This window comes from Leucobacter aridicollis, from assembly GCF_024399335.1.
Taxonomy (GTDB): domain Bacteria; phylum Actinomycetota; class Actinomycetes; order Actinomycetales; family Microbacteriaceae; genus Leucobacter; species Leucobacter aridicollis_A.
The window spans coordinates 1779684-1804596 of record NZ_CP075339.1 but is presented as its reverse complement, the minus strand read 5'-3'; the positions used below and the strand labels follow the sequence as shown (position 1 = coordinate 1804596).

The window sequence follows — 24913 nt, the reverse complement described above, 5'->3', positions numbered from 1 at the left end:
CTAGACGGGGTCGTCGTCGCTGCGCGTGCCGAAGAGGATGTCGTCCCAGCTCGGAATAGACGAGCGTCCGCGCTTTGCCGCGCGGGCGTCACGCTTCTCCGCCTTGGTATCGTTGGGGCGGTCTGAGACGTCAGCTGAACTCGGTCGCGTACTGGCGTCATCCGACTCCGCAGCATCAGCTGAGTCCTGTGCGCCTGCCGCGTCCTCGCGAGTGGGTGGCACAGCCCTGAGTTGCGCCGTATCAGCGCCGCCCTCGGCAGAACCGCCTCCATGAGAGTCACCCGAGACACCGGCAGTGCCCCAAATGTTCGCTCCAGCGCCCCGACGCTGTTCTGGGGCCGCTGGAGTGAGCCCCAGCGCATCGATCGAGGTGGGCCCGCCAGCATCGGGTGCCGTTCGGCCGGAGTTGTCGGAGGCAACGTCTGGTGCCGATGGATCCACCTCGCGCGAGCGTTCGCCTCGGCGACGCCGAAGCGCGTCAAGGAGATCCGCGGTCTGGCTGAGGTCGGTCTCTTCGTCGCCGGTTGTTTTCACGGCCAACTGGTCGATCTCGCGTCGGCGCTCGTACTCAGCGTCGGCGCTTTCGGGTTCAGGCTTTGAGCCGTCGTCGCCGGTCGAGGGCACAGCGGGAAGCGGCTCAACTTCCGCAGTTGGCGCGAGGAGGCCGTCAGGGTCGAAGGGGGCCTGCTCCCGCCGATCCTGATGGGCGTCTTCCCCCTGCGTGTTGTCGACGGCGCGCAGCTTCGGGATGAGTCTGTCGCCGATCTCCCCAAGCTTCGACAGATTGGTTGCGTCGGGTGTGAGCGGGCTCAGCACGCGTTTTTTGTGGTCGAAGCTCCAAATCGCGTCGTGGTCGCCGTCCCGCGAATCGAACGCGAGACCAATGAGCCACCCGGTCTCTTCATCCCGCCAGGAACGCCACTCGTTCGTGGTGTTACCGAGAGCAATCAAACGCTCGGCAATAACCTGACCGAAACGCTGGTCGTCGTCAGCGTTCGCGGATGGCGAACCGCCATTCTGCGCGGGGTCGGTGCGTACGACAACAGCGTGCGCAAGGTCGAGCATGTAGCGCTTCTCCGCCCGAACAGGCTCTTCGAATCGCTCGACATCACCCTCGTCAAGGCCAGTCTCAGCCGCAACCTCCGCGCGGCTCTTGCCAGCGCGAAGTAGTGCCTGAATCTCTCGTGGCCTCACCGGAACCGAACTCGTGGCGCGCGGGAGCGCGAGGCGTGCTTCCTGCAGCAACGCCTCATCGACGGCGAGTCGGTACTCCTCGCCGAGCTCGTTCGCGAGGATGAGCGAGCCGTCCTCGCGCCGTACAACGCGCAATTCATCCATTGCAGATCCCTTCGACGTTCGCTCAAGAGTGCCACAGCTTCGCAAATGAATGGTGCATTGACCCGGCGATTGGGAGGATACTTTCGGTTCAAAGATCGCTCTCAGCAATATTGGTTTGCGTTCGAACGTTCTATGAGGCAGACTATGGCCGCTCCCAAAGCCAGCCGCGACGAAAAGCAGGAGAAACATGGCAACTGATTACGACGCACCTCGTAAGAACGACGACGAAACAGCCGAGTCGATTGAAGCGCTTAAGGAGCGCGGCCCCTCGAAGGGTCCGTCATCGATCGACTCGGAGGACGCGGACAATCCAAGTTTCGATCTCGGTGGGTCGGATCTTTCCGACGTCGAACTCGACGTCGTCGTGCTCCCGCAGCAGGCTGACGAGTTCACATGCGTGAACTGCTTCCTTGTTCGGCACCGGTCGCAGCTGTCGAGAGAGGTTGACCTCGGCCCGATCTGTGTCGAGTGTGACGCCTAGTCTTCACGCCCCCGAGCCCCGAGCGCTTCAGCAAGCGCGAGGGGCTTTCGGCTTGTCAGAATCCAATGCGGCGTCGGGTCGCTTTCGTCAGTGATTTCAAGTTTCAACCCACGGTGGATCCAGCCTCGCACAACCATGTAGTTTCTGGCGTCGGCGCCAGGACCAATTGCATCGCGCAGTGCGTCGGTGCCGAGCGCCTCGACGGCGCCGATGTAGGAGACGGGGATCGTGGCGCGCCCAGCCCGAAGCTCGCCGTTCTCGACCTCAATGACTGGGCTCAACGCGAAGAAGATCAGCGCGACAACCAGATACAGCCCCACGGATACCGGGATCGCGGCCGACTTGTTGATCGGTGTCATCACGAGGGCTGTCGCCGGAATGAGAAGCAGCCAAGCGCCAAAAAAGCCGGGCCCCGGGAGAAGACGCTCGCGGTAGCGAACATCCGTAGTGTGTGCGGTCATGGCTCCATTATCGCGCCTCCCTGATGATGATTCGGTGTGCAGCGCCGAGGCAGGCGAATCCTGCCCATTCGAGCGCGTTCGTCGATCGATCCGATAACCTGAGCACGTGACTGATGTAGTACATGTGCCCATCGTTGCGGATCACCCTCCGCTGTATGCCCACGCTGACGACGCCGGAGCCGACCTCCGCGCCGCCGAAAGCGTGACACTGAATCCAGGGGAGCGCGCCCTCATCGGGACTGGCGTGTCGATCGCGTTACCCGCTGGGTATGCGGCCTTCGTTGTGCCAAGGAGCGGCCTTGCCGCCAAGCACGGAATCACCGTCGTCAATTCACCTGGAACAGTCGATGCAGGCTACCGCGGCGAGATCAAGGTGACCCTCTTGAACACTGACGCGCGAACGCCGTTCGAGGTGGCCACCGGAGACAGGATCGCCCAGATCATCGTCATGCCTGTCAGCCGCGCGGTGTTCGTGCCGGTCGACGACCTTCCCGACGATTCGGCTCGCGGGGCAAATGGATTTGGGTCAACCGGTGTGAGCGGCGCCGCACATACCGCGACCGCATAAGGATTGAGGAGACACAACAATGAACGAAAACGACACGAGCGAAGTAACAGAGTCGGCTGAGGCTGACGTCGTCGATACTACGAAGTCTGCGCCCGCGGATCGCGAAACTGCAGGGCCCTTTGACTTCTCCGAGGTGCCTACGATGCGCCCATACGTCGACCTTGGCGGCATTAAGATTGCCCCGCGCGAGGGGCTGCAGATGCGCCTCGAGGTGGATGAGCGAGCGAAGCGCGTCGTGGCCGTCTCGCTTGAGTACGCCGACTCCCTGCTGCAGGTGCAGGCGTTCTCGGCCCCGAAGACAAGCGGCATGTGGAATCAAATTCGTCGTGACCTCACCTCGCAGCTCACGGCGCAAGGTGCCAAGGTCACCGAGGAAGAGGGCGCGCTCGGCGCTGAGCTCGTTACCGCGACACCTGTGCCTGCCGATCAGGGCGGCGGAACGCGGGCGGCGCGTTTCATCGGCGTCGATGGCCCACGGTGGGTCCTTCGCGGCATCCTCATGGGCAAGGCGGCAGTAGACACTGAGGCACGCGCGAGCGTAGTCGAGCTCTTCCGTGAAATCGTCGTTGTTCGTGGCGATCTCCCGATGCCTCCAGGTGACCTGCTGCCGCTGAAGGTACCCGCTGGCGTGCAGCCGGGAGCCCCCGGCGCTGGGGCTGTCGACGCGTGAGTGACGTACGCCCCGATCCGAATGACTTTCCGGAGGCGGCGCAGGACGCGGTGGCGCCCGCAGGTGCTCGCATCCCTGGGCTCAATGGTGGGATCGCGCGCGCGGTTCGGGCTGGGGCCGAGGGGGAGGACCTCACTGCCCAGGGCGTCTTCGAAGCGATCGGTGGCGTGCGTGGGGTACTTGAAGCCGTCGTTCCAAGCCTGATCTTCGTGGTGCTATTTGTATTCACCAAAGATGCTCGACTTTCTGCGCTCGTCCCAGGGGTGCTCGCGCTTGCCCTCGTGCTCGTGAGGCTTGTGCGGCGGGAAACCATCGTGTCCGCGCTCTCGGGAATGCTTGGTGTCGGCGTAGCGGTGATCATCACCCTCATCACTGGGCGCGGAGTCGACTATTTCCTCTCGGGCTTCGTTGTGAACATCGCGTGGGGTCTAGGACTGCTCATTTCGATCCTTGTCGGGTGGCCCGCGATCGGGCTGCTCATCGGGATGCTCGACGGTGATATGCGAAGTTGGCGGGGGAACGTGCGGGTCAGGCGCACAGCGCTCTGGCTGACGGTCATGTGGCTCGGGCTGTTCGTTGCGCGTCTCGCCGTGCAGCTGCCGATGTACATGTCGGAGCGCGTTGAGGCGCTCGGGGTCGCGAGAATCGTGATGGGCGTGCCGATGTTCGCCGCGATCATCGTCGTCACGTGGTTTGTGGTTCAGCGCCTCCGATCTTCATCAGATGATTCCGGCGGCGAAAAAGGCGTAATCTCGGGGGAGAACACCCCGTCGTAGTGGCAGCGGAGGCCTCCGTTTGGGTGTAGGATTTATCTTGACATCGAGAGACTTTGGAGGAACCTCATGGCATCGATCAACAGCTTCGGCGCACGCGACACGCTTGCCGTCGGAGACAAGAACTACGAAATCTTCAAGATTTCTGAGGTCGCCGGTAGCGCGCGGCTTCCCTATAGCTTGAAGGTTCTCCTCGAGAACCTGCTCCGCACTGAGGACGGCGCGAACGTGACCTCGAAGCACATCGAGGCGCTCGGGAACTGGGATCCGTCGGCAGAGCCTGACACTGAGATCCAGTTCACCCCAGCACGCGTCATCATGCAGGACTTCACCGGCGTTCCCTGCATCGTCGACCTCGCAACCATGCGCGAGGCAGTCACCGATCTCGGCGGCAACCCCGACAAGATCAACCCGCTCGCTCCCGCGGAGCTCGTGATCGACCACTCGGTCATCTCCGACTCGTACGGCAACAAGGAAGCGTTCGCGAAGAACGTGGCCATGGAGTACGAGCGCAACGGCGAGCGCTACCAGTTCCTCCGCTGGGGCCAGGGTGCGTTTGATGACTTCAAGGTCGTCCCGCCGGGGACTGGCATTGTTCACCAGGTGAACATCGAGCACCTCGCTCGGGTGACCTTCACCCGCGACGTAGACGGCGTGACGCAGGCGTACCCCGACACCGCTGTCGGCACCGATTCGCACACCACGATGCAGAACGGTCTGGGCGTGCTCGGTTGGGGCGTTGGCGGTATTGAGGCGGAAGCCGCAATGCTCGGCCAGCCCATCTCGATGCTCATTCCGCGTGTCGTCGGTTTTAAGCTCTCGGGCAAGATCCCCGCGGGCGTGACCGCAACGGACGTGGTCCTCACGATCACCCAGCAGCTCCGACAGCACGGCGTCGTCGGCAAGTTCGTGGAGTTCTACGGTGAGGGCGTCGGCTCCGTACCGCTCGCAAACCGCGCGACCATCGGCAACATGAGCCCCGAGTTCGGTTCGACCGCTGCAATGTTCCCCGTCGACGAGGTCACCCTCGACTACATGCGCCTCACCGGGCGCTCGGAAGAGCAGGTAGAGCTCGTCAAGGCCTACTCGCAGGCACAGGGCCTCTGGCATGACCCTGCGAACGAGCCAGAGTTCTCCGAGTACCTTGAGCTCGACCTCAGCACCGTCGTGTCGTCGATCGCCGGCCCGAAGCGTCCCCAGGACCGCATCGAGCTCACGAGCGCCAAGACTCAGTTCGAGACCGATCTCAAGAACTACACCGAGGCATCGAACCCCGCCAAGGTGAAGGACGACAAGGGCCGTGAGTTCGAGCTCGACCACGGCGCAGTGACGCTCGCGTCGATCACGTCGTGCACGAACACCTCGAACCCGTCGGTGATGCTCGCGGCCGGCGTGCTCGCACGCAACGCCGTCGCGAAGGGCCTCCAGGCGAAGCCGTGGGTGAAGACCACGCTCGCGCCGGGCTCGAAGGTCGTCACCGACTACTACGAGAAGTCGGGCCTGCGCTCGGATCTCGAGGCGCTCGGGTTCTACCTCGTCGGCTACGGCTGCATGACCTGTATCGGTAACTCCGGCCCGCTGAACGACGAGATCTCGCAGGCTGTCAACGACAACGACCTCGCCGTCACTGCGGTGCTCTCGGGTAACCGTAACTTCGAGGGTCGCATCAACCCGGATATCAAGATGAACTACCTCGCGAGCCCGCCGCTCGTCGTCGCGTACTCGCTTGCCGGCACGATGGACTTCGACTTCGAGAACGAGTCGCTCGGGCAGGACTCCGAGGGTAACGACGTGTACCTGCGCGACATCTGGCCTGACCCGACCGAGGTGCAGAAGATCGCTGACGCGTCCATTGACTCCGACATGTTCCGCGAGAAGTACGCCACCGTTTTCGACGGTGACGAGCACTGGACCGCGCTTCCCACCCCCGAGGGCAACACGTTCGCGTGGGACGACAAGTCGACCTACGTTCGTAAGGCACCGTACTTCGACGGCATGGAGCTCACCCCAGCGCCCGTCACCGACATCACCGGCGCCCGCGTCCTCGCGAAGCTCGGCGACTCGGTCACGACGGACCACATCAGCCCCGCAGGTAGCTTCCGCGCCGAGACCCCGGCAGGCAAGTACCTCGTCGAGAACGGCATCGCGGTTCGCGACTTCAACACCTACGGCTCACGTCGCGGTAACCACGAGGTCATGATCCGCGGTACGTTCGCGAACATCCGCCTGCGCAACCAGCTCCTCGACAACGTCGAGGGTGGCTTCACTCGTGACTTCACGCAGGAGGGCGGCCCGCAGTCGTACATCTACGACGCATCGCAGAACTACCAGGCAGCCGGTACCCCGCTCGTCGTCCTCGGCGGCAAGGAGTACGGCTCGGGCTCGTCACGCGACTGGGCGGCAAAGGGCACGAGCCTGCTCGGCGTCAAGGCTGTCATCACCGAGAGCTTCGAGCGTATTCACCGCTCGAACCTCATCGGCATGGGTGTGCTGCCGCTGCAGTTCCCCGCAGGCAAGAGCGCTGATTCGCTCGGCCTCGACGGCACCGAGACGTTCGACATCACCGGTGTCGCGCAGCTCAACGAGGGCGTCACCCCGAAGACCGTGAGCGTCAAGGCGACGAAGGAAGACGGCTCGGTCGTCGAGTTCGACGCGGTCGTTCGCATCGACACCCCGGGTGAGGCGGACTACTACCGCAACGGCGGCATCCTGCAGTACGTGCTGCGTTCGCTCGTCTAAACGCAAACGACTGGGCTCTTCGAGCCCGCTCGCTGTCTGAGAACCCCGTGCCACTAGGCACGGGGTTCTCTGCATTTCGTCTGGAGGCTACCTGGAATCGCGTCGGGTGGCCTTCAGGCGAGGCATTGCTTGATGCCTCCTGACCAGACTCGGGCACGCTGCCAACACGGCTGAGTACGATCAAGATGGAATGCACCACTACACAGGAGGGCCGCAATGAATGCACGAGCCACTCTCGCGCAGAACATCATCGATCAGAGATTTCGACTTTCGAGGTATGGTGGCCGATACAACCTCGACGACGTAGACCGCCTTCTTGACGCCCTCGCGAGCCAGGTGGTGGCGGGTGGCAATGGAAGTGAACTCGCTCGGTCCGCAATCAAATCGACATTTCGGGTAGTTCCCTGGTTTCGCGAGGGCTATCTCGTTGATGACGTTGACGACTTCATCGATGTAGTGGTGCGGCGCCTGAGGGCTCTTCCCGACGTCGAGGAGGATAACAACCCAGGACTGTAAGGCACCCAGTTCAGGCAGCGCCGCCGCCGGTCGGAGTGCGCTCGGCATTGTTCAGTAGACTGGCTGGGTGCTTGAGCGAATTAGTGGACCCCGAGATCTCGACGCGTTGACTCCAGAGGAGTGCGTCGAGCTCGCCGCTGACATTCGTGAGTTTCTGATTTCCGAGGTCTCAAAGACTGGCGGGCACTTGGGCCCAAATCTTGGTGTCGTCGAACTGACGATCGCGCTGCATCGTGTATTCGACTCGCCGAACGACCCGATCGTTTGGGATACGGGACACCAGAGCTACGTGCACAAGCTACTCACGGGGCGCAAGGACTTCTCCAGTCTGCGCAAGCGGGGCGGTCTCGCGGGCTACCCGCAGCGCGCTGAGAGCGTCCACGATGTTGTCGAGAGTTCTCACGCGTCGAGCTCTTTGAGCTGGGCTGATGGCATCTCTCGAGCGTTCGCAAGTACCGGGAAGCAGGATCGCCACGTCGTGGCCGTCGTCGGCGACGGCGCGCTCACGGGTGGTATGACCTGGGAAGCCCTCAACAACATCACCGACGACAACGACCGCAACCTCATCATCGTGGTAAACGACAACGGCCGCTCGTACGCCCCAACGATCGGCGGCATGGCCCGGTTCTTGAATGGCGTGCGCGTCACCGGTGGGTACCGCGACCTGCAGGAGGGGAGCGAGCGGCTCTTCAATAACTTCGGTGCGGCGGGACGCACCGTATACCGGGCCGCGCGTGGGGCGTTGCGCGGGTTTGTTTCGCGCGCATCTGGCAATCAGGATCTCTACGCGAACCTCGACATCAAGTATGTCGGCCCCGTCGACGGGCATGACCTCGAAGCAGTCGAGGTCGCCCTCAAGCAGGCGAAGGGGTACGGTCGTCCCGCGCTCGTGCACGTCATCACCGAGAAGGGGCGGGGCTACGCGCCAGCGGTGAACGACGAGGCAGACCAGTTCCACGCGATCGGTCAGATCAATCCAGATAACGGCGCCCCGCTTTCCGCCTCGTCCGAGCGTGGTTGGACGTCGGTCTTCCGCGAGGAGATTGTTTCGCTCGCGCACCAAAACCCGAAGCTCGTCGGGATCACCGGCGCGATGCTCAGGCCCACGGGGCTCGATGGGTTCGCGCAGGCCTTCCCGCAGCGGGTGTACGACGTCGGAATCGCTGAACAGCACGCGGTGACGACGGCGGCTGGCCTCGCCTATGGGGGCCTGCACCCGGTTGTCGCGATCTACGCAACATTCATGAACCGCGCGTTCGACCAGGTGCTCATGGACGTCGGCCTGCATCGAGCTGGCGTGACGTTCGTGCTTGATCGGGCCGGAATCACTGGCCCTGATGGCGCAAGTCATAACGGCGTGTGGGATCTCGCGATGCTGCAGATCGTACCCGGAATTCGGATCGCTGCGCCGCGCGACGAAGCAACGCTCAGGGAGACACTCCGAGAGGCAGTCGCGGTGGAGGACGCGCCGACTGTTGTCCGCTACCCGAAGGGCTCGGTGGGCGAGCCGCTGCCCGGCCTGTGGCGGACCTCGGACGGCGTCGACATCCTGTACGCCGCCGGGCAGACGGCCGAACCAGCCGCGGGGCCGCTCGCGGTGTCGGCTGACGTGCTCTTCGTCGCAGTCGGGCCGATGACACGCACCGCGCTCGACGCAGCAGCCGTTCTTGCAGAGCAGGGCATCACGGCGACTGTCGTCGACCCCAGGTGGGTCATCCCGGTCATGCGCTCCGTCGTCGATCTTGCAGCAACACATCGTCTCGTGGTCAGTATTGAAGACGGCCTGCGGGTCGGCGGTGTTGGCACGACGATCCGCCAAGAGCTCCGTGAGGCTGGCGTGGACACGGCCGTTTCCGAGCTTGGCACGCCCTACGAGTACCTCGAGCACGCGAGCCGAGACGAGCTGCTTGCAGATGCCGGGCTCACCGCCCCGCAGATCGCCGCAGAAATCGTGGAGCAGGTGCGCGGGACCCGGCTGCCGGCCGCCCGCCCCGAATAGCACGCCCGAGGACCAGCACGACACGGTTAAGGTGCCCCGGCCAGCATGCGGCAAGCGTGAGCCGGCCAAGGTGAGAACGTGCCGAACCGCCGAACACGCGTCAACTATCGGGCGCTGCGGTACGCGCTCGGAGGTTCGGGCCGGTTTCACCGTTCTGGAGGCTCCCCGCGAGGCATACACTGGACGTTGCGGCTTGCACAGGCATCCCGTGAGAACGCAGTTCGCCCCGCGCGCCACTCGTGAGTGGGGCGCGAGGCGAACCTGCGGGAGCAGCGAACCGGTCTAGGACACTGCAGCGATCCGTGGGTCGTGGAACGCGCCACCGAACGCGCGTTCGGAGGCCCCGACCCTGTCAAGATACGGGGTTGCGCCGCCCGCCTGGAACGGCCAGCCGGCGCCCAGGATCAGGCCGAGGTCGATGTCCTCGGCTGCATGGACCACGCCCTCGTCGAGCATGATCTTGATCTCGTTCGCGAGCTCGTCCTCGACGCGGCGTAGGATCTCCTCGGGCGCTACGGCGGTCTTGCCGAACTTCAGCGCCTTCTTGGCAGCCTTGGAGAGGTCCTCGACCTTGCCGAGCTTGTTCTTCACGAGCGGTTCGTCGAGCTCAGCGATCGCGTGCATGTTCGGCGATGCGTAGAAGCGATCCGGGAACGCGCCAACCATCGTGTCCTGCACGTGCGCGGCGACCTTCCAGCCGACCAGGTCGATGAGCTCGAACGGGCCCATCGGCAGGCCAATCGGCGCGAGCGACTGCTCGACGACGGGCAGCGGCGTGCCCTCGTCGAGCGCGCGTGCCGCCTCGCCCATGACCTTCGCGAGGAGGCGGTTCACGACGAAGCCTGGACGGTCCGCGGTGATGATAGCGCTCTTGCCGAGCTTCTTCGCGATGACCATTGCGGTCGAGAGCGCGCCCTCGCCGGTGGCGGGGCTCTTCACGACCTCGATGAGGGGCATGACCGCGACAGGGTTGAAGAAGTGGAAGCCGACGAGGCGCTCCGGGTGCTTCAGGTTCGCGCCGATCTGCTCGACCGACAGCGACGAGGTGTTCGTCGCGAGGATCGCGTCCTCCGCAATGATCGGTTCGATCTCCGCGAAGACCTGCTGCTTCACCGACAGCTCCTCGAATACGGCCTCGATGACCCAGTCGCAGTCCGCGAACAAAGACTTGTCGGTGGTGCCGGTGACGAGCGCCTTCACCTGGTTGGCATCGTCGTTTGAGAGCCTGCCCTTGCCGTGCATCTTGTCGATCTCGCCGTGAATGTAGGCGACTCCCTTGTCAACGCGGCCCTGATCGAGGTCGGTGATGACAACGGGAACGCGGAGCTTGCGCGCGAAGAGCAGTGCAAACTGGCTCGCCATCAGGCCAGCGCCAATAATACCGACCTTCTGCACCTTCTTCGCGAGTTCCTTGTCGGGCGCGCCGGCGGGCCGCTTCGCGCGCTTTTGCACGAGGTCGAAGGCGTAGATCGACGCGGCGAATTGGTCTCCCGAGATGAGCTCGGCGAGCGCCTCGTCCTCTCGAGCGAAGCCAGCGGCCACGTCGTTATCCTTCGCTGCTGCGAGGAGCTCGATCGCGGCGTACGGCGACTTCGCTGCCGTGCCGAGCCGACCCTTCACGGTGTCCCGCGCGACCTTGATCGCGATCGGCCACTTGGTCATGCGCTCGATCTTGCCCGGCTCGTTCGGGCGCTCCACCTTGGTTTTTCCGGTGAGTACCCCGTCAGCCCACGCAACCGACTGCTCGAGGAAGCTCGCTGCGCCGAACATCTCGTCGAAGATGCCAAGCTCGAGGGCCTGCTGCGGCTTCAGCATCCGGTTGTTCTGCAGCGGGTTCGAGACGATCACCTTGAGCGCGTTCTCGATGCCGATGAGGTTGGGGAGGAGCGTCGCGCCGCCCCAACCTGGGATGATGCCGAGGAAGACCTCAGGGAACGCGATCGCGGCCGCCGACGAGTCGACGGTGCGGTAGGTACAGTTCAGCGCGATCTCGAGCGCGCCGCCGAGCGCGAGCCCGTTGACGAATGCGAACGAGGGCACGCCGATCGTGCTGAACTTGCCGAGCACGCGGTGGCCGTACTGGCCCATGAGCCGCGCGTTCTCTTTCGTCGCGAGCGTCGAGACCTTCGAAAGGTCGGCGCCCGCGGCGAAGATGAACTGCTTGCCCGTGACTGCGACGGCCTGGATCTCGCCGGCCGCTGCCCGCGTCCTGAGCTCGTCGAGCACGCGCTCGAGGCCCTGCAGTGTCCGAGGGCCCAGCGTGTTCGGGCGGGTGTAGTCGCGCCCGTTGTCGAGGGTGATGAGGGCGAGCGTCCCGCCCGAGGGGAGCTTCACGTCGCGCACGTACGACGCGGTGACGACCTCGTCGGCAGACGCCTCGATGATGGGGGAGAAGTCGATCTTGCTGTAGTCGGTCATGGCGTTACTTGCCCTTCTTGCCGTTGAAGTGTGGGTTCTCCCAGATCTGGGTGCCGCCCTGGCCCAGGCCAACGCACATCGCGGTGACACCGTAGCGTACGTCGGGGCGCTGCTCGAACTGCCGCGCGAGCTGGATCATGAGGCGCACACCGGTCGCGGCGAGCGGGTGGCCGAGCGCAATCGCGCCGCCCCACATGTTGACTCGCGGGTCGTCGTCCGCGATGTCGAAGTGATCGAGCAGCGAGAGCACCTGCACAGCAAACGCCTCGTTCAACTCGAAGAGTCCGATGTCGCTGATCGACAGCCCTGCCTTCTTCAACGCCTTCTCGGTCGACGGCACCGGGCCGAGGCCCATGACCTCGGGCTCCACGCCAGCAAATGCGAACGAAACGAGCCGCATCTTCGGCTTCAAGCCGAGCTCCTTGGCCGTGTCGCCACCGGCGAGCAGCGACATGGTCGCGCCGTCAGTGAGCGGTGATGCGGTACCGGCGGTAATCCTGCCATGCGGGCGGAACGGAGTCTTCAGCTGCGCGAGCCCCTCCATTGTCGTCTCCGGACGGCGCCCCTCGTCCTCAGTCGCGACGCCCCAGCCCTCACTCGACTGGAACGCAACAGGGACGAGGTCGGGCTGGATGTCGCCGCGATCGTATGCCGCCTGCACTTTCTGCTGGCTGAGCATGCCGAATCGATCCGCGCGCTCCTTGGTGAGCTCCGGGAACCTGTCGTGCAGGCGTTCGGCGGTCATGCCCATGTTGAGGGCGTCGGGGCTGACCATCTTCTCTGCGACGAAGCGCGGGTTCGGGTCTGCCCCCTCGCCGATCGGGTGGCGGCCCATATGTTCGACGCCGCCGGCGACGGCGAGGTCGTATTGACCCGCACCGATAGCAGCGCCCATAAACGATGCGGTTGTCATCGCGCCTGCACACATGCGGTCGAGGGCGAACCCTGGGACCGTTTGCGGGAGGCCTGCGAGGATCGCAACCGAGCGCCCGAGGGTGAGTCCCTGATCACCCTGTTGGGTCGTCGCGGCGATGCCAACATCATCGATTCTGTCGAGCGGAACCTCAGGGTTTCGCTCCATGAGTCCCTGGAGCGCCTTTACGGCGAGATCATCGGCGCGGGTGCCCGCGTACATGCCTTTGTCTCCGGCGCGCCCGAACGGGGTGCGAACCCCATCTACGAACACGACTTCTCTCATTGTGGCCACTTCGCCTCCATCATGTGGTGTGTTGGATGCTCTCATCCTACGAAGGTGCGCCGAAAGCTGCAGGCCTGGTGCGTGGATCGCCCGAGCGTCGCCGACACTCGAGCCAAAAAACTATCGCTAGTCTACAAAAACGGTTGAGAGAATTGGTGCCACAAGTGCAAGCTGCCACGGACGCGCGCCGAGGTCAGCGAGGCGGTTCGCGACGCCCTCGGGCGATGGATCAGCGGGCGGCTGCCAGGCGAGCTCGCGCACGAGAGCGGGGGAGATGAGGTTCTCCGGCGGCATGTGCTGCCGCTCCGCCTCCGCTGTCACCACTGCCCGCAACTCGGTCAGGCGGTCAGCGGCCTCCGGATGGCGCTGCGCCCAACCGCGATGGCTCGGGATCGACCCTGGCTCCCGTGTCTTCGGGCCTGGCAGGTTCTCGGTCGTCTTGCCGCGGAGGATCGCCTTCCACCACCGATCGAGCTCGGAGCGGCTCGCCCGGCCACGGAAGGTCTTGAGCGAGGCGAGCTCGCCAGCAGAGCGTGGATTCGCTGATACTGCGGCAATGATCGAGGCGTCGGGGAGCAGCCGTCCGGGTGCGACGTCTGTGCTCCGCGCGAAGTCATCGCGCGCAGTCCACAGCTCGCGCGCCATCGCGAGCTGTCTCGGGGAGCGGAGGCGGTTGCCGCCGGACAGCTTGCGCCAGGGCTCCGCGGCCTTCGGCTTGGGCGGGCGCGTGCGGACTGCCTCGAACTCTTGTTCGGCGAACTCGACCTTCCCCGCGTCCACGAGCCGAGCGAGCACGGCGTCGCGAAGATCGGGGAGCAGCGCCACGTCGAGGGCCGCGTACTCGAGCCACGGCTCGGGGAGCGGGCGCGTCGACCAGTCGGCGGCGGAGTGTGCCTTCGCTAGCTCAATGCCCAATAGCTCCTGAGTGACCGCGCCGAGCCCAACACGCTGAAGCCCAAGGAGACGGGACGAGAGTTCGGTGTCGAACAGCCGCTCAGGCACAAGGCCGATCTCCGCGAGGCTCGGGAGATCCTGATCTGCGGCGTGCAGCACCCACTCGTCGCCAGTTAACGCCGCGGCGAGCGGGGCAAAGTCGGTGATGGCGACAGGGTCGAAGAGAAAAGTCCCCGCGCCGCGCCGAAATACTTGGACGAGGTATGCCCGATTGCTGTACTTGAAGCCCGAGGCGCGCTCGGTATCGACACCAAACGGTCCGGTCCCCTCAGCGATCAGGGCGCTCGCGCGCCGAAGTTCCGCATCGTCGGTGACCATTGACCATGCTGCAGATGTCATATGTTGTTTGCCGAGCGTTGCGCTCTAACGCGGTGCTGCGTGAGCGACGCGACCCCTTCTTCGTTCGGAAGCCCCGCGAGGAGGCAAAGTAATTCAGACCATGCTTCGAGGTGCGAAGCGAAGTCGTCACCGAGCAGGGTCCAGGAGGCGCGCAACTCGATCTGGGCGCCGTCTCCACGGGACTCGAGCGCTCCGAAGCTACTCGAGAGCACTTTCGTGGCGGTGCCCGAAATATAAGTGTATCGAGCCGAGCGGGAGTCAAGCGCATCGCTGAGCCACGACCACGCGACGTCTGAGATGAACGGGTCGACGCCTATCTCAAGCTCGAGGGGAGCTTGTGCGTAACAGACAATCCGAAATTCACCGCCCCATTCCGCGGCCGAGCTCGGATCGTGCATCAGCACGAATCGGCCTGCTCCGGCGGGCGAGTCGAGCACTGATTCTGGGTCTGGGCCAACTCCTTCACGCACGCCTGCGGCGAACGCGACCGAATGCGGGGCGATGCGTTCAGGCGGTGGTATCTCGCGCACGACAAGATCCTGACGCAGCGTTGCGCCACGCAGCACGCTCGCTGCGTTCACAAAGACGGCTGGCGCTGCCGTTGAGGGTGTTGACACACCCGAAGACTAGAGTTCTCCGTGGGCCCCGCCTGGCTGCCACGCCGGGGCCGCCCAAATACACGCCCACTCAGGGATGGAGTCGACATGAAGACGTCGCAGTCAATTGCCCTTGCCGGAGCCGCCGCCGTTGGACTCGCCGGAGGCGTCGTCGGCACGGCGGCTGGATTGGCAGCCTATCTCGGGAGGCGCTCGGTACTAGTCGATCGCGGGCTTGAGCGCCCCGTCACAGTTCGCACAGTGCTGACCGGCGACGAGCCGCGAGTGTGGATCAGTGGCGAGGGGGCTGGCGCCCGCGGTCAGCACTCGCTGCTTTTCGATGCGCCCGGAACTGTGCCTGGAGAGGGGATCGGCGCCGCACCGACAGGCCACGCGCGGCTCGGCCCCGTGCTTGCTCGAAACGGCGCCGACGTGCTTCGGCCCGTGGTTGCTGTGGACAACGGAGCCCTTGTCGCCGGGTGCACTGGCAGGATGGTCGGCTGGTGGTACACCGACCCGGCCGAACTTGGATACCGCGTCGAACCCATCAGATACGACACGGAGCTTGGGCCGATGGATGCGTGGATTGTGCACCCGCGGCGCCCACGGAAGAAGCGGTGGGCAGTGCACGTGCACGGGCGCGGGGCGTCCCCGGCCGAGGCCTTCAGAGGGATAGAGCCATTTGCACGCGCGGGAATCACGAGCCTCATCGTGACCTACCGGAACGACCTGGGCCAGCCCGCAGGGCTTAACGGTCGATACGGCATGGGGCTCAGTGAGAGCCGCGACGTCGACGCGGCAATTGCTGAGGCGCGCTCACGCGGCGCCGAACGTGTGACGCTTATGGGATGGTCGATGGGCGGAACCGCGTCGCTAGTCTCAGTTGCCAACGGCTCGCACCGCGCGGTCATCGACGGACTCGTGCTTGAGTCTCCGGGCGCTGACTGGGCAGGCATTCTCCGAGACAAAGCAAGCGAGGCAGGGCTGCCTGGCTGGATCGCGACAGCGGGCATGATGCTGCTCGCACGCGGCACTGTTTCGTCAGGTGAGGAAGACGGGATCGACTTCGCTGCGCTTGCTCCGGAGGAACTCGCGAGGTCGCTTGACGTCCCAACGCTGATCCTCGCAAGCCCCGACGATCGGTTCGTGCCGTGGCACGGTGCCCGTGCAATCGCAGACGCCCGCCCGGATCTTGTGGAGCTCGTCAGCATTCCCGGCGCTGGTCACGTTCGTCTCTGGAACGTCGACCCCGAGCTCTGGGAGGGCACCGTTCTGCGCTTCGTTGCTGGGCTACCCAAACCGGGGTGGCGAGGGCAGTAGACTATTGCGGATGTCTGCTACGCACTCGCACAGTTTCGCAAGCCTCGTTGACCGGAACCCACGGATCTCGGGGACTGAACTTGTCGCCACACTTACGCCCCCTCCGCAGTTTGCGACCGCGAGTTTCGACTCGTACGTGCCCGATGAGAATTATGCGTCTCAGGCAGAGGCACGCGACCTGTTGCGTGCATTCGTTTCTCCGCGTGGAAGTGGCGCCTCCGCAAAGGGCGGCTTCTTTGGATTCGGGAAAAAGAGAACTGAACCCGCGCCAACGGCGGCAGCAAAGCCCGGCGTATACCTTGATGGCGGCTTCGGTGTCGGCAAGACCCACTTGCTCGCGGCGAGCTGGCACGCGCAACAGGGCCGAAAGTATTTCGGCACGTTCATCGAGTACACCGCGCTTGTCGGCGCGCTGGGCTACGCCGGCGCGGTCAGTGTGCTGCAGGGCGCCCAGCTGATCTGCATTGATGAGTTCGAGCTTGACGACCCGGGCGACACCATGCTGATGACCCGCCTCATCGGCGACCTGACGAAGACCGGTTCGAAGTTCATCGCGACCTCCAATACGCCGCCAAACGCGCTCGGCGAAGGGCGCTTCGCAGCTGCTGACTTCATGCGCGAGATTCAGGCGATGTCCGATCGCTTCACGACGATCAGGATCGACGGCGTGGACTACCGCCAGCGCGACCTCGAGGGGGCAGCGGTCGCCCTCACCGACGAGGCGTACAAGTTTGCTCTCGCTGACGTCGCAGCCTCTGGCGTCCGCATGACCGACGACGGGTTTGACGAGCTCATCGCTCACCTCGCGACTGTCCACCCGTCGAGCTACATTGGCCTCATTGAGGGCGTTCAGACCATTGGGCTTCGTGGAGTCCACGAGCTCACCGATCAGTCCGCGGCGCTCAGGTTCGTCGCGTTCATCGACCGCGTCTACGATGCACAGATTCCTATCCGTGCAACCGGGCTGCCACTCACCGAGATCTTCGGCGGCGGCATGATTGATGGCGGCTACCGGAAGAAGTACCAGCGCTGCCAGTCCCGCCTCAACGCCCTTACCTCCCACGAACTCGACTAGCCATGGCGAGCGACAACATTTGGTACCAGATCGGAGTTGCGCTCCGACGCATCCTCGGGCTGGACAAACAGGGTACGAGGCCACAGGCGACACTGAAGCCAAAGTCGCAGCAGCAGCCCCGGCAAGAGGCCAAGCAGCAACCACAACACAGGCCTCAGCAGAAGCAAGGCTCAGCCGGCGAGTACGCAGAAAGTCCGGGCCAGTTCGGTCCGGGCGCGACTCGCGATGTTGCGCCTGGCGAACTCGCCGGTGCGAGGCTTGAGTACTCGCCGAGTATGGACGGCGATCCTGATCCCGGCGAGATCGTATGGACATGGGTTCCATACGTTGAGAATGACGGCCGCGGCAAGGATAGGCCTGTGCTCATCATCGGCCGGATCGATGCCACGACGGTCTTCGGTTGTTACGTCAGCTCGAAGTACCACCGGGACTTCATCTCCATCGGCAGCGGCGCATGGGACTCGCAGGGGCGTGAGAGCTTCGTCTCACCTGAACGCATCCTGCGTGTCACGCACGACGGCATGCGCCGCGAGGGCGCCACGATCCCAAAGGATCGCTTCACTGCCGCCGTGCGTGGCGTGCTTGATTTTCACGGCCTCAGTTAGCGGCTTTAGCTCAGAGTCGACGCTTCGGCCGGCCGTGCGTGCCGGGTGACGAACGGCGCACAGATCACAGCTATGAGCACGAGTGATCCGCCGACCGCGAACGCGATCTTGGCGCCAGCTACCTGGGCGGCTGGGCCGTCTTGGTCTGACAGCGAGGCTCCGATCGCGAGCGCGCCGATCAGCGCGGCGGTTCCCGCCGCGCCAGCGAGCTGCTGCAGCGTGTTGAGGATCGCGCTTCCGTGCCCATAGAGCGGCAATGGGAGCGAACTCATCGCGTGGGTCATCATCGGCGTTTGCACAAGTGCCATGCCTGCCGAGAACGTCATATGCATCGCAACAAGCTTGCTCGTCGCTGTGCCAGGCCCGATCGTACTCAGCCACCATTGCGATCCACAGATGATGAGCACACCCGGAATGACGAGCGGCTTCGGCCCGAGCATGTCGTAGAGTCTGCCAACCACAGGCGCGAGAACGCCTTGTGTGATCCCGCCGGGAAGCATGATCAGACCAGTCGCGAGCACGGTGAGGCCGAGGCCCGACTGTGCATAGATCGGCAGGACAACAACGGTACCGAGCATCACTCCGAATGAAACTGTCAGCACCGTCACCGAGAGCCTAAAGTTGCGCTCCTTGAACGGACGAAGATCGAGTAGCGGCCCCTTGCCTGTAGATTGCAGACGCTTTTGCCTGATCGTGAACACGACGAGTGAAATGACTCCGACCGCGAGCGCCATTGGCGGCACGAGGGAGCCGTGTGCGAGATCGGACGCTGACGACACAGCGGTCACGATGCCGCCAAAGCCCAGGAGCGACAGGAGCACTGATAGCGCGTCGAGTGGAGCGCGCCCGCCACCACCGAGCCGTGGCACGAGAATCGCCCCGACGATCAGCGCGACAAGTGCGATCGGCACCATGAGCCCGAACACCCAGCGCCATCCAAGCGCCTCGATAACGACTCCCGACAGTGTGGGGCCAATGGCGGGGCCGACTGAGATGACAATTGAGTTCAGTCCCATGACTGACCCGCGGTGCTGGGGCGGCACGAGCGTGAGCGTCGTCGTCATAAGTAGTGGCATCACGATTGCGGTACCGCCGGCCTGCACGACGCGAGCGGCAAGCATCACGCCAAAGCTTGGCGCGATGGCGGCGAGGCTCGTGCCGAGAAGAAACAGTGTGAGCGCGACGATGAAAAGCGTCCGAATTGTGAACCTGCTGAGCAGGTAGCCTGTGGTCGGAATGACGACGGCCATGGTGAGGAGAAACCCAGTGGTGAGCCACTGGATTGTCGTCGCGCCGACGCCGAATTCAGTCATGAGGGGCGGCAGTGCGACGCTCAGCACTGTCTCATTGAGGATCATAACGAAGGCCGAGGCTGCAAGCATTGCAATGACGGCGGTGACAGTGCGGGCGGGGGTCGGAGTTGGCGGCAGCGGGACGCTGGCGGTGTTCTGAGGAGGCACGTGTGCGGGAATCGCTTTCTGGCCGGCGACGTTCGGCCGACAGTAGATTGTGGCACACAGTGCCACAATTTTGCGAGTCCGTGTGTTGCACGATAGATTTTGCGGGGCTCACACGCCCACACATGAAGAATTTCGAGGAGCCAGTGTGCACGCAGCCGAACCCGAGCCAGAGCCGGACGAGGGTGTGCGGCAGCGCCGCGCGCGTGAGCTTCGCACCCGCGTACACCTCGCAGCTCTCGACCTCGCAGAGCGGTACGGGATGGGTGCGGTCACTGTTGCACAGATCAGCGCTGCCGCAGAAATCTCAAGGCGCAGCTTCTTCCGACACTTCGGCTGCAAAGAGGAGGCCGTGCTTTCCGGGCATAGTCGCTACCTCGCGGCGGTGGCGACACACCCGCTCACAGTCACAAGCCTTGGCGATGCTCTTGCCGCTATCGATGCCCTCGGCGACGTCGTGCTCGTGGGGGAGGGGGAGCCTGATCTCGCGGAGCATCGCCGCGTCGCGCTCCTGATCGCGAACGACCCTGCGATCAGGGCGTACGCAGTCTCTCAGGACCGCGTGATCGCCGACATGCTTCGAGACAGGATCGGGCTCCAGCTTCCGGGGGAGAATCCCGCGGCGATTGAACTGGTTGCAGACATCGGCGTCACGATCTGGCGAAATGGGTGGATCCGGTGGAGTAGCCAAGCAGGCACCGACGCAACCGAGACTCCTGCCCAGAGCCATGCAGCGGTGCGAGCACTGTTTCGCGACATCGCCATCGCTGCACTTCCAGCTGACGCTGCCAGCGCGAAAGGGCCTCGAGACGGCTAGAGCCCGAGAATAGCCCGCGCGATGAGGAAGTAGATGATGAGTCCGCTCGCATCAACGAATGTCGAGATAAACGGGTTCGAGAAGACTGCTGGGTCAACCTTCACCCACCGAGCTATGAGCGGCATGATCCCGCCAATTGTCGCTGCGACAGTGCAAATCGCGATGAGTGTGAGTCCGATAACCGCACCGATCTGCCAGCTGTAGACGAGCCCCGCAAGGACGAACCCAAGCGAACCGAGAAGCAGGCCGAGCATGAGGCCAACGCGAGCCTCGCGCCCGAGCACCTTCGCGAGGTCCCGCGCTCGCACGTCGCCAAGCGCGAGTGCGCGGGTCACTGTCGTCGCCGCCTGGTTTCCAGTGTTTCCGCCGGTGCCGATGAGGAGTGGAACGAACAGCGCGAGCACTGTCACCTCGGCGAGTGTGTCTTCGAACACGTCGAGCACCTGGACGGTGAGTGTCGCCCCAACGGCGAGCACTAGTAGCCAGACCACGCGCGACCGCACGAGTTGCATGATCGGCGTGGTGAAGTACGGACGCCGAAGTGGTTCAACGCCACCCTGTCGCGCAGCGTCCTCACTTTCCTCGTGCTCGATGATTCGCATTGCATCATCGAAAGTCAAAAGGCCGACGAGGCGTCGCTCGCGATCTACGACAGGGAGCGCAACGAAGCCCGCCTCGGTGAGCTTTCGAGCAGCCCGCTCGGCGTCTTCGGTCGCTTCGATGCTCTGCGCCTCACTCATGATCGAAGCGATGATCTCATCGGGCCTAGCTGCGATGAGATCGCGCAAGCTGACGACCCCGGCGATGTGCCTTGCGTCATCGAGGACTGGCAGCAAATAGATTGTCTCAGCGTCGGCTATCCGGTCTCGGAGGCGCGTGAGCGTCTCGTCGACTGTGTAGTCCATGCGTGTCGTGACGTACTCGGGAGTCATGCGCCGCCCGACCGAGTCTTGCGGGTAACCGAGGACGACGGAGGTCAGGCGCCGCTCACGCTCCGACAGTCCGTGGAGAAGTTTGGGGGCGAGTGTTGCAGGAAGCTCGTCGAGAAGCCAGACACGGTCGTCTGGGTCAAGTCCCTCGAAAATCTCAGCGACCTCGGCATCACGTAGACCTCGCATGAGATCGCTTTGGACGCTCGGGTCGAGCGCTTCGAACACATCGAGTGCCTCGTCCTTGTGGAGCAGCCTGAACACCACGGCGCGCTGCTTTGCGCCAAGGCGTTCGAGGATCAGCACAGCGTCGTCTGAAGACACACCTTCAAGCTCGTGGCCGAGCTGTTTCAAGTCTTCCTCAGCGAGGAGCCTAATGATGCGGGTTTCGAGCTCTCGCTGGTCGGCCGTCTGATGCACTGTCCTGCCCCTTTCGCCCCAGGGGGCGGTCGTGGCTCCGGCGCCACAGGCGGCGCGATCGAGCGCCTTAACGCTATCAGAGCGCCTCGTTCCGGGCGCGACCACGGATCCGCATCCGCATACGATCGGCGGTCGCACAAACTCTTCACTCGGCGGTCACATATTGATCCTTGTTGAAGGGCAATGTCGCAGTGCATAATGCAATCAACGCGTCGGGGTGCTCGACGCCTCATTTGGGAAGGACTATTCACTCATGGCGAATGAAGATTTGGGCAAGCAGGCAGCCGACGCAGCGGCAAAAGCAAAGGACTTCGTCACCGAGGGCGCTGGCAAAGCCAAGGAGTTCATTGGTGAGAACGCCGACAAGGTGAAGGAAGCGCTCCAGAGCGACAAGGCAGAGGAAGTGAGTGACAAGGTGCTCGGCTCGCTCGCCGACTTCGCGAACAAGGTCACCGGAGGCCAGCACGCCGACAAGGTTGACGAGATCAAGCAGAAGCTCGACGACTCATTCGGTAACGAGAAGTAACACGCACTGATGGGGGACCGGTAACTCGGTCCTTCCAAGCGAACCACACGGCCTCGCCGTTCCCTGCTGCGGGAGCGGCGAGGTCGTTGTTGCGTAGGCTACTGAGCCAGCGTCGCGAGGTCAGTGTTCGCGCCGCACGCAATCACGACAACGCGCTCGTCAGCGGCTGGAATGTATGCACCCGCCAAGAGCGCTGCGTACGCTGCCGCAGCCCCCGGCTCAGTAGGCATCCTGTACTCAGACCAGAGATGCTGTCGGGCCTCCAGAATCGCTTCCTCCTCGACAAGTACGCTGCGTGGGCGCCTCGAAGTGGCAGCCGCCCAACCGTGTTCGCCGATCCTGCGCGCGCCAAGGGAGTCAGCCGCGACGCCAGACACGGAAACATCGACGGGCCCGCCGGCGGCGAGCGCTGCATGGAGGGTCGGAACCGCGACGGGTTCAACCGCAACGATGCGAACGTCAGCCTCGGCGACAGCCGCCTCAATGCCTGCGTATAGCCCACCACCGCCAACGGCGACGACAATTGTGTCAACGTCCGGCAACTCGGAGAGCACCTCAAGACCGATGACGCCGGCACCCGCCACAATGTCTGGCTGGTCGTAGGCGTGACAGAACAGCGCGCCAGTATTCTCTACGCGATCCTGCGCGGCCTCGTACGCTTCCGCGTACTCGGTTCCCGCTTGCACGACAGTGGCGCCGTATGAGCGCAGCCTCTCAACCTTCACGCTTGGCGCATTTTCGGGTACAAAAACCGTGGCAGGCACCCCGAGCCGTGTCGCGGCGAACGCGTTCGCGAGGCCGGCGTTGCCGCCTGACGCCGCGACGATGCCAACTGCCGGGTCGAGCTCCCCTCGCTCTCTGGCGGCAAGCTGACGGTTGAACGCGCCACGAGTCTTGAAGACTCCGCAGTGCTGCATATACTCGGCCTTGATCCACAGTTTCTCGCCGCCAACGGGCTCAGCTGCGACAAGGGGAGTGCGCCGCGTGAGCCCGGCGATCCGCGCCTGAGCGGCCTCAACATCGGCTCGAGTGATCATTGTGCTCCTTTGCGTGCAGCGCGGCGTGATTCGTCGCGACCCAGTCTACAAAGTCGCCGCTTCAGGGGCGCACGCAAAAAGCCTCCGGCGTACCGGAGGCTTTCACTTGTGGGCGATGCCAGACTCGAACTGACGACCTCTTCCGTGTGAAGGAAGCGCGCTACCAACTGCGCCAAACGCCCTCACCGCATCTCCTGCGGCAACTCGTCAAGCATACACATTTGCCGCCCTCGATGCACATTGCGTTGCTCACGGGGCGAGCCGCGGTGAGCAGTGGCCAGCGAGCCGCGGTCTACGCCTGCTCCACGGGGCTCGCTGGGGGAGTGAACGTGCTGTCAAGCACATCATTGAGCTCAACGCTCACGTCGTTGAGTTTTACGAGCTCCTCACGAAGCGCGTTAAACCGATCGGTATCGGCCTGGATCTCCCGGCGCACTGCGTCAAGGCCCTCCTGGCGGGCAAGAAGCTCGCCGCGGAGAGAGTCGAAAAGCTCCTTGTTGCCAGAAAACTCGTAGCGTTCATTCCGCTCTCGGAACTCAGCCGCGTCAGCATTGAACTGCTGAACGGCAATGTCGTACGTTGCACTGCGGTCTTCGATGTCCGAGCGAAGTGACTCAAGCTCGGCGCTCAACCGCTCAGCCTCGGCTTTCAACTCGACGAACACGCTGTGGTAACCGTCGTACCAGTCGACAATCACCGACCGATCCTCAAACCACCTCGCGTAGTGCTCTTCGAGGGTAGGGGAAAGATCACGAACCTCCGTGCCAAACACTGAATGGAGCTCATTCGCAAACGCTGAGCGTGAGAGGCTCTCGTAGACACTCATTCGCTGCTCGAAGTCCGTGTCCGTCGCTGCCCGCTCATCGTACTCAGCGATGAGGGTCTCGGTGAGGGCAGCACGCTCGTCCTGGCTCATGCGCGACCACGCCGCGTGCAGAAGTTCGTGAGCGGCTGTCGTTTCGACGACCCCAGTGAGGCGGTTGTCGGTGACCTCAAAGAGGCGGATTCGCCGCTCCGCAAAACAGCCGAGGACGTGACCCTCCTCGGTGTGGTCGACTCCCGCACACCACTCGTTGAACTCGTCGCGGCCCCCGATTGTCGGCTGCGATGCAAGAAAGACACGTTCGCCGGTGCCACTGAGCTCAATCTCACCGCGTATTTGGTCAATGCGCGGCGTCGGCTCGAAAGATGCCGCGAGGAAGTGGTCGCGAATCTCACCGCGATATGAGTACGCAACGAGTCCGCCAGCAGCAACAGCGACAACAAGTGCGACCGCAACCCCCTGCGCGACGCGCTTTCCAACAGTTCCTGCCATAGGGGCAATCGTAGCTAGAGAAGTCGGAAAACCGCCTGATAACAACGTTTCCAACGGGTAACGAAAGCGCGACGCGCCCGGCGAGCAGGGCCGAATTTGCGTGCGGACCCCGAGCTGTATAAAGTTATACACGTCGCCAAGCACGGCGGCGAAAATGCGGATGTGGCGCAGCTGGTAGCGCACAACCTTGCCAAGGTTGGGGTCGCGAGTTCGAATCTCGTCATCCGCTCTGGTGGCCGAGAGCAATCTCGGCCGCTTTTGGTGGCAAAACACTTACGGTGGCGTGGCCGAGAGGCGAGGCAGCGGCCTGCAAAGCCGTATACACGGGTTCGAATCCCGTCGCCACCTCCACCACAATTGAA

22 protein-coding genes and 3 tRNA genes are annotated in these 24913 nt (G+C 63.8%); 14 read left to right on the top strand and 11 right to left on the bottom strand.

Annotated features, from left to right (window positions below; genetic code table 11):
• Entirely contained in the window at nucleotides 1-1338 is a 1338-nt protein-coding gene (sepH, locus tag KI794_RS08110; RefSeq protein WP_119283837.1) for a septation protein SepH, read from the bottom strand.
• A gap of 187 nt (nucleotides 1339-1525) precedes the next feature.
• On the opposite strand from sepH, the gene KI794_RS08105 reads away from it, so the two are divergent.
• Entirely contained in the window at nucleotides 1526-1819 is a 294-nt protein-coding gene (locus KI794_RS08105; RefSeq protein ID WP_119283836.1) for a DUF4193 domain-containing protein, read from the top strand.
• Here KI794_RS08105 and KI794_RS08100 read toward each other — a convergent pair.
• Complete coding sequence (locus KI794_RS08100) at nucleotides 1816-2280, bottom strand: DUF3093 domain-containing protein (protein WP_255807705.1); 465 nt, start codon at nucleotides 2278-2280, stop codon at nucleotides 1816-1818. The two genes, KI794_RS08105 and KI794_RS08100, sit on opposite strands and share 4 nt — an antisense overlap.
• 106 nt (nucleotides 2281-2386) lie before the next feature.
• On the opposite strand from KI794_RS08100, the gene dut reads away from it, so the two are divergent.
• The 6 genes from dut to dxs all read left to right on the top strand — a co-directional run bounded on the left by dut (nucleotide 2387) and on the right by dxs (nucleotide 9545).
• Nucleotides 2387-2848 (top strand): dUTP diphosphatase, encoded by a 462-nt coding sequence (gene dut, locus KI794_RS08095; protein ID WP_119283834.1) that lies wholly within the window; start codon nucleotides 2387-2389, stop codon nucleotides 2846-2848.
• Between the two features lie 19 nt (nucleotides 2849-2867).
• The gene (locus KI794_RS08090) at nucleotides 2868-3518 is read left to right on the top strand and encodes a DUF3710 domain-containing protein (RefSeq protein ID WP_119283833.1); all 651 of its coding nucleotides are present in this window, start codon (nucleotides 2868-2870) and stop codon (nucleotides 3516-3518) included.
• The gene (locus tag KI794_RS08085; RefSeq protein WP_255809716.1) at nucleotides 3515-4294 is read left to right on the top strand and encodes a DUF3159 domain-containing protein; all 780 of its coding nucleotides are present in this window, start codon (nucleotides 3515-3517) and stop codon (nucleotides 4292-4294) included. Before KI794_RS08090 ends, KI794_RS08085 begins: the two co-directional genes overlap by 4 nt.
• Before the next feature lie 66 nt (nucleotides 4295-4360).
• Nucleotides 4361-7030, top strand: coding sequence for an aconitate hydratase AcnA (gene acnA / locus KI794_RS08080; RefSeq protein ID WP_119283831.1), 2670 nt, complete (start codon nucleotides 4361-4363; stop codon nucleotides 7028-7030).
• A 216-nt stretch (nucleotides 7031-7246) separates the two neighbouring features.
• Nucleotides 7247-7546 (top strand): hypothetical protein, encoded by a 300-nt coding sequence (locus KI794_RS08075; RefSeq protein ID WP_119283830.1) that lies wholly within the window; start codon nucleotides 7247-7249, stop codon nucleotides 7544-7546.
• Nucleotides 7547-7613: 67 nt separating this feature from the next.
• Entirely contained in the window at nucleotides 7614-9545 is a 1932-nt protein-coding gene (gene dxs, locus KI794_RS08070) for a 1-deoxy-D-xylulose-5-phosphate synthase (protein WP_255809714.1), read from the top strand.
• Nucleotides 9546-9827: 282 nt separating this feature from the next.
• Here dxs and KI794_RS08065 read toward each other — a convergent pair whose 3' ends face one another.
• The 4 genes from KI794_RS08065 to KI794_RS08050 form a co-directional block, all read right to left on the bottom strand.
• Nucleotides 9828-11963, bottom strand: a complete 2136-nt coding sequence (locus KI794_RS08065; protein WP_255809713.1) for a 3-hydroxyacyl-CoA dehydrogenase NAD-binding domain-containing protein — start codon at nucleotides 11961-11963, stop codon at nucleotides 9828-9830.
• A 4-nt stretch (nucleotides 11964-11967) separates the two neighbouring features.
• Nucleotides 11968-13161 carry a thiolase family protein gene (locus KI794_RS08060; protein ID WP_370647886.1) on the bottom strand — a complete coding sequence of 398 codons (1194 nt, stop codon included), beginning with the start codon at nucleotides 13159-13161 and terminating at the stop codon, nucleotides 11968-11970.
• 126 nt (nucleotides 13162-13287) lie between these two features.
• Nucleotides 13288-14454 carry an HRDC domain-containing protein gene (locus tag KI794_RS08055; RefSeq protein WP_255809711.1) on the bottom strand — a complete coding sequence of 389 codons (1167 nt, stop codon included), beginning with the start codon at nucleotides 14452-14454 and terminating at the stop codon, nucleotides 13288-13290.
• Nucleotides 14451-15071, bottom strand: coding sequence for a DUF3000 domain-containing protein (locus KI794_RS08050; RefSeq protein WP_255809710.1), 621 nt, complete (start codon nucleotides 15069-15071; stop codon nucleotides 14451-14453). Before KI794_RS08050 ends, KI794_RS08055 begins: the two co-directional genes overlap by 4 nt.
• Nucleotides 15072-15158: 87 nt before the next feature.
• Between KI794_RS08050 and KI794_RS08045 the strand changes: the two genes are divergently transcribed.
• Genes KI794_RS08045 through KI794_RS08035 form a run of 3 tightly spaced genes read left to right on the top strand, consistent with a single transcriptional unit; the run spans nucleotide 15159 to nucleotide 18050 of the window.
• Complete coding sequence (locus tag KI794_RS08045) at nucleotides 15159-16370, top strand: alpha/beta hydrolase family protein (protein ID WP_255809709.1); 1212 nt, start codon at nucleotides 15159-15161, stop codon at nucleotides 16368-16370.
• A gap of 10 nt (nucleotides 16371-16380) precedes the next feature.
• Nucleotides 16381-17445, top strand: a complete 1065-nt coding sequence (gene zapE, locus KI794_RS08040; RefSeq protein ID WP_255809708.1) for a cell division protein ZapE — start codon at nucleotides 16381-16383, stop codon at nucleotides 17443-17445.
• Nucleotides 17446-17447: 2 nt separating this feature from the next.
• Nucleotides 17448-18050 carry a type II toxin-antitoxin system PemK/MazF family toxin gene (locus KI794_RS08035; protein ID WP_255809707.1) on the top strand — a complete coding sequence of 201 codons (603 nt, stop codon included), beginning with the start codon at nucleotides 17448-17450 and terminating at the stop codon, nucleotides 18048-18050.
• Nucleotides 18051-18055: 5 nt separating this feature from the next.
• On the opposite strand, the gene KI794_RS08030 is transcribed toward KI794_RS08035, so the two are convergent.
• Entirely contained in the window at nucleotides 18056-19510 is a 1455-nt protein-coding gene (locus KI794_RS08030; RefSeq protein WP_255809706.1) for an MDR family MFS transporter, read from the bottom strand.
• A 145-nt stretch (nucleotides 19511-19655) separates the two neighbouring features.
• On the opposite strand from KI794_RS08030, the gene KI794_RS08025 reads away from it, so the two are divergent.
• Entirely contained in the window at nucleotides 19656-20324 is a 669-nt protein-coding gene (locus tag KI794_RS08025; RefSeq protein WP_119283820.1) for a TetR/AcrR family transcriptional regulator, read from the top strand.
• On the opposite strand, the gene mgtE is transcribed toward KI794_RS08025, so the two are convergent.
• Nucleotides 20321-21673 (bottom strand): magnesium transporter, encoded by a 1353-nt coding sequence (gene mgtE / locus KI794_RS08020; RefSeq protein ID WP_119283819.1) that lies wholly within the window; start codon nucleotides 21671-21673, stop codon nucleotides 20321-20323. The genes KI794_RS08025 and mgtE overlap by 4 nt on opposite strands.
• Nucleotides 21674-21926: 253 nt before the next feature.
• On the opposite strand from mgtE, the gene KI794_RS08015 reads away from it, so the two are divergent.
• Nucleotides 21927-22199: an Rv0909 family putative TA system antitoxin gene (locus tag KI794_RS08015; RefSeq protein WP_119284286.1), complete on the top strand. Its 273-nt coding sequence runs from the start codon at nucleotides 21927-21929 to the stop codon at nucleotides 22197-22199.
• Between the two features lie 98 nt (nucleotides 22200-22297).
• On the opposite strand, the gene KI794_RS08010 is transcribed toward KI794_RS08015, so the two are convergent.
• From KI794_RS08010 to KI794_RS08000, 3 genes are all read right to left on the bottom strand, one after another.
• A complete protein-coding gene (locus tag KI794_RS08010) occupies nucleotides 22298-23236 on the bottom strand; it encodes a threonine/serine dehydratase (protein ID WP_119283818.1) in 939 nt (312 codons plus the stop codon).
• A 109-nt stretch (nucleotides 23237-23345) separates the two neighbouring features.
• Nucleotides 23346-23418 (bottom strand) — tRNA-Val (locus KI794_RS08005).
• A gap of 110 nt (nucleotides 23419-23528) precedes the next feature.
• Nucleotides 23529-24551 carry a hypothetical protein gene (locus KI794_RS08000; RefSeq protein WP_255809705.1) on the bottom strand — a complete coding sequence of 341 codons (1023 nt, stop codon included), beginning with the start codon at nucleotides 24549-24551 and terminating at the stop codon, nucleotides 23529-23531.
• A 156-nt stretch (nucleotides 24552-24707) separates the two neighbouring features.
• Between KI794_RS08000 and KI794_RS07995 the strand changes: the two genes are divergently transcribed.
• Both KI794_RS07995 and KI794_RS07990 read left to right on the top strand, forming a co-directional pair.
• Nucleotides 24708-24780: transfer RNA gene (locus tag KI794_RS07995), tRNA-Gly, on the top strand.
• Nucleotides 24781-24828: 48 nt separating this feature from the next.
• A tRNA-Cys gene (locus tag KI794_RS07990) sits at nucleotides 24829-24902 on the top strand.
• The last annotated feature ends 11 nt before the right edge of the window (nucleotides 24903-24913 follow it).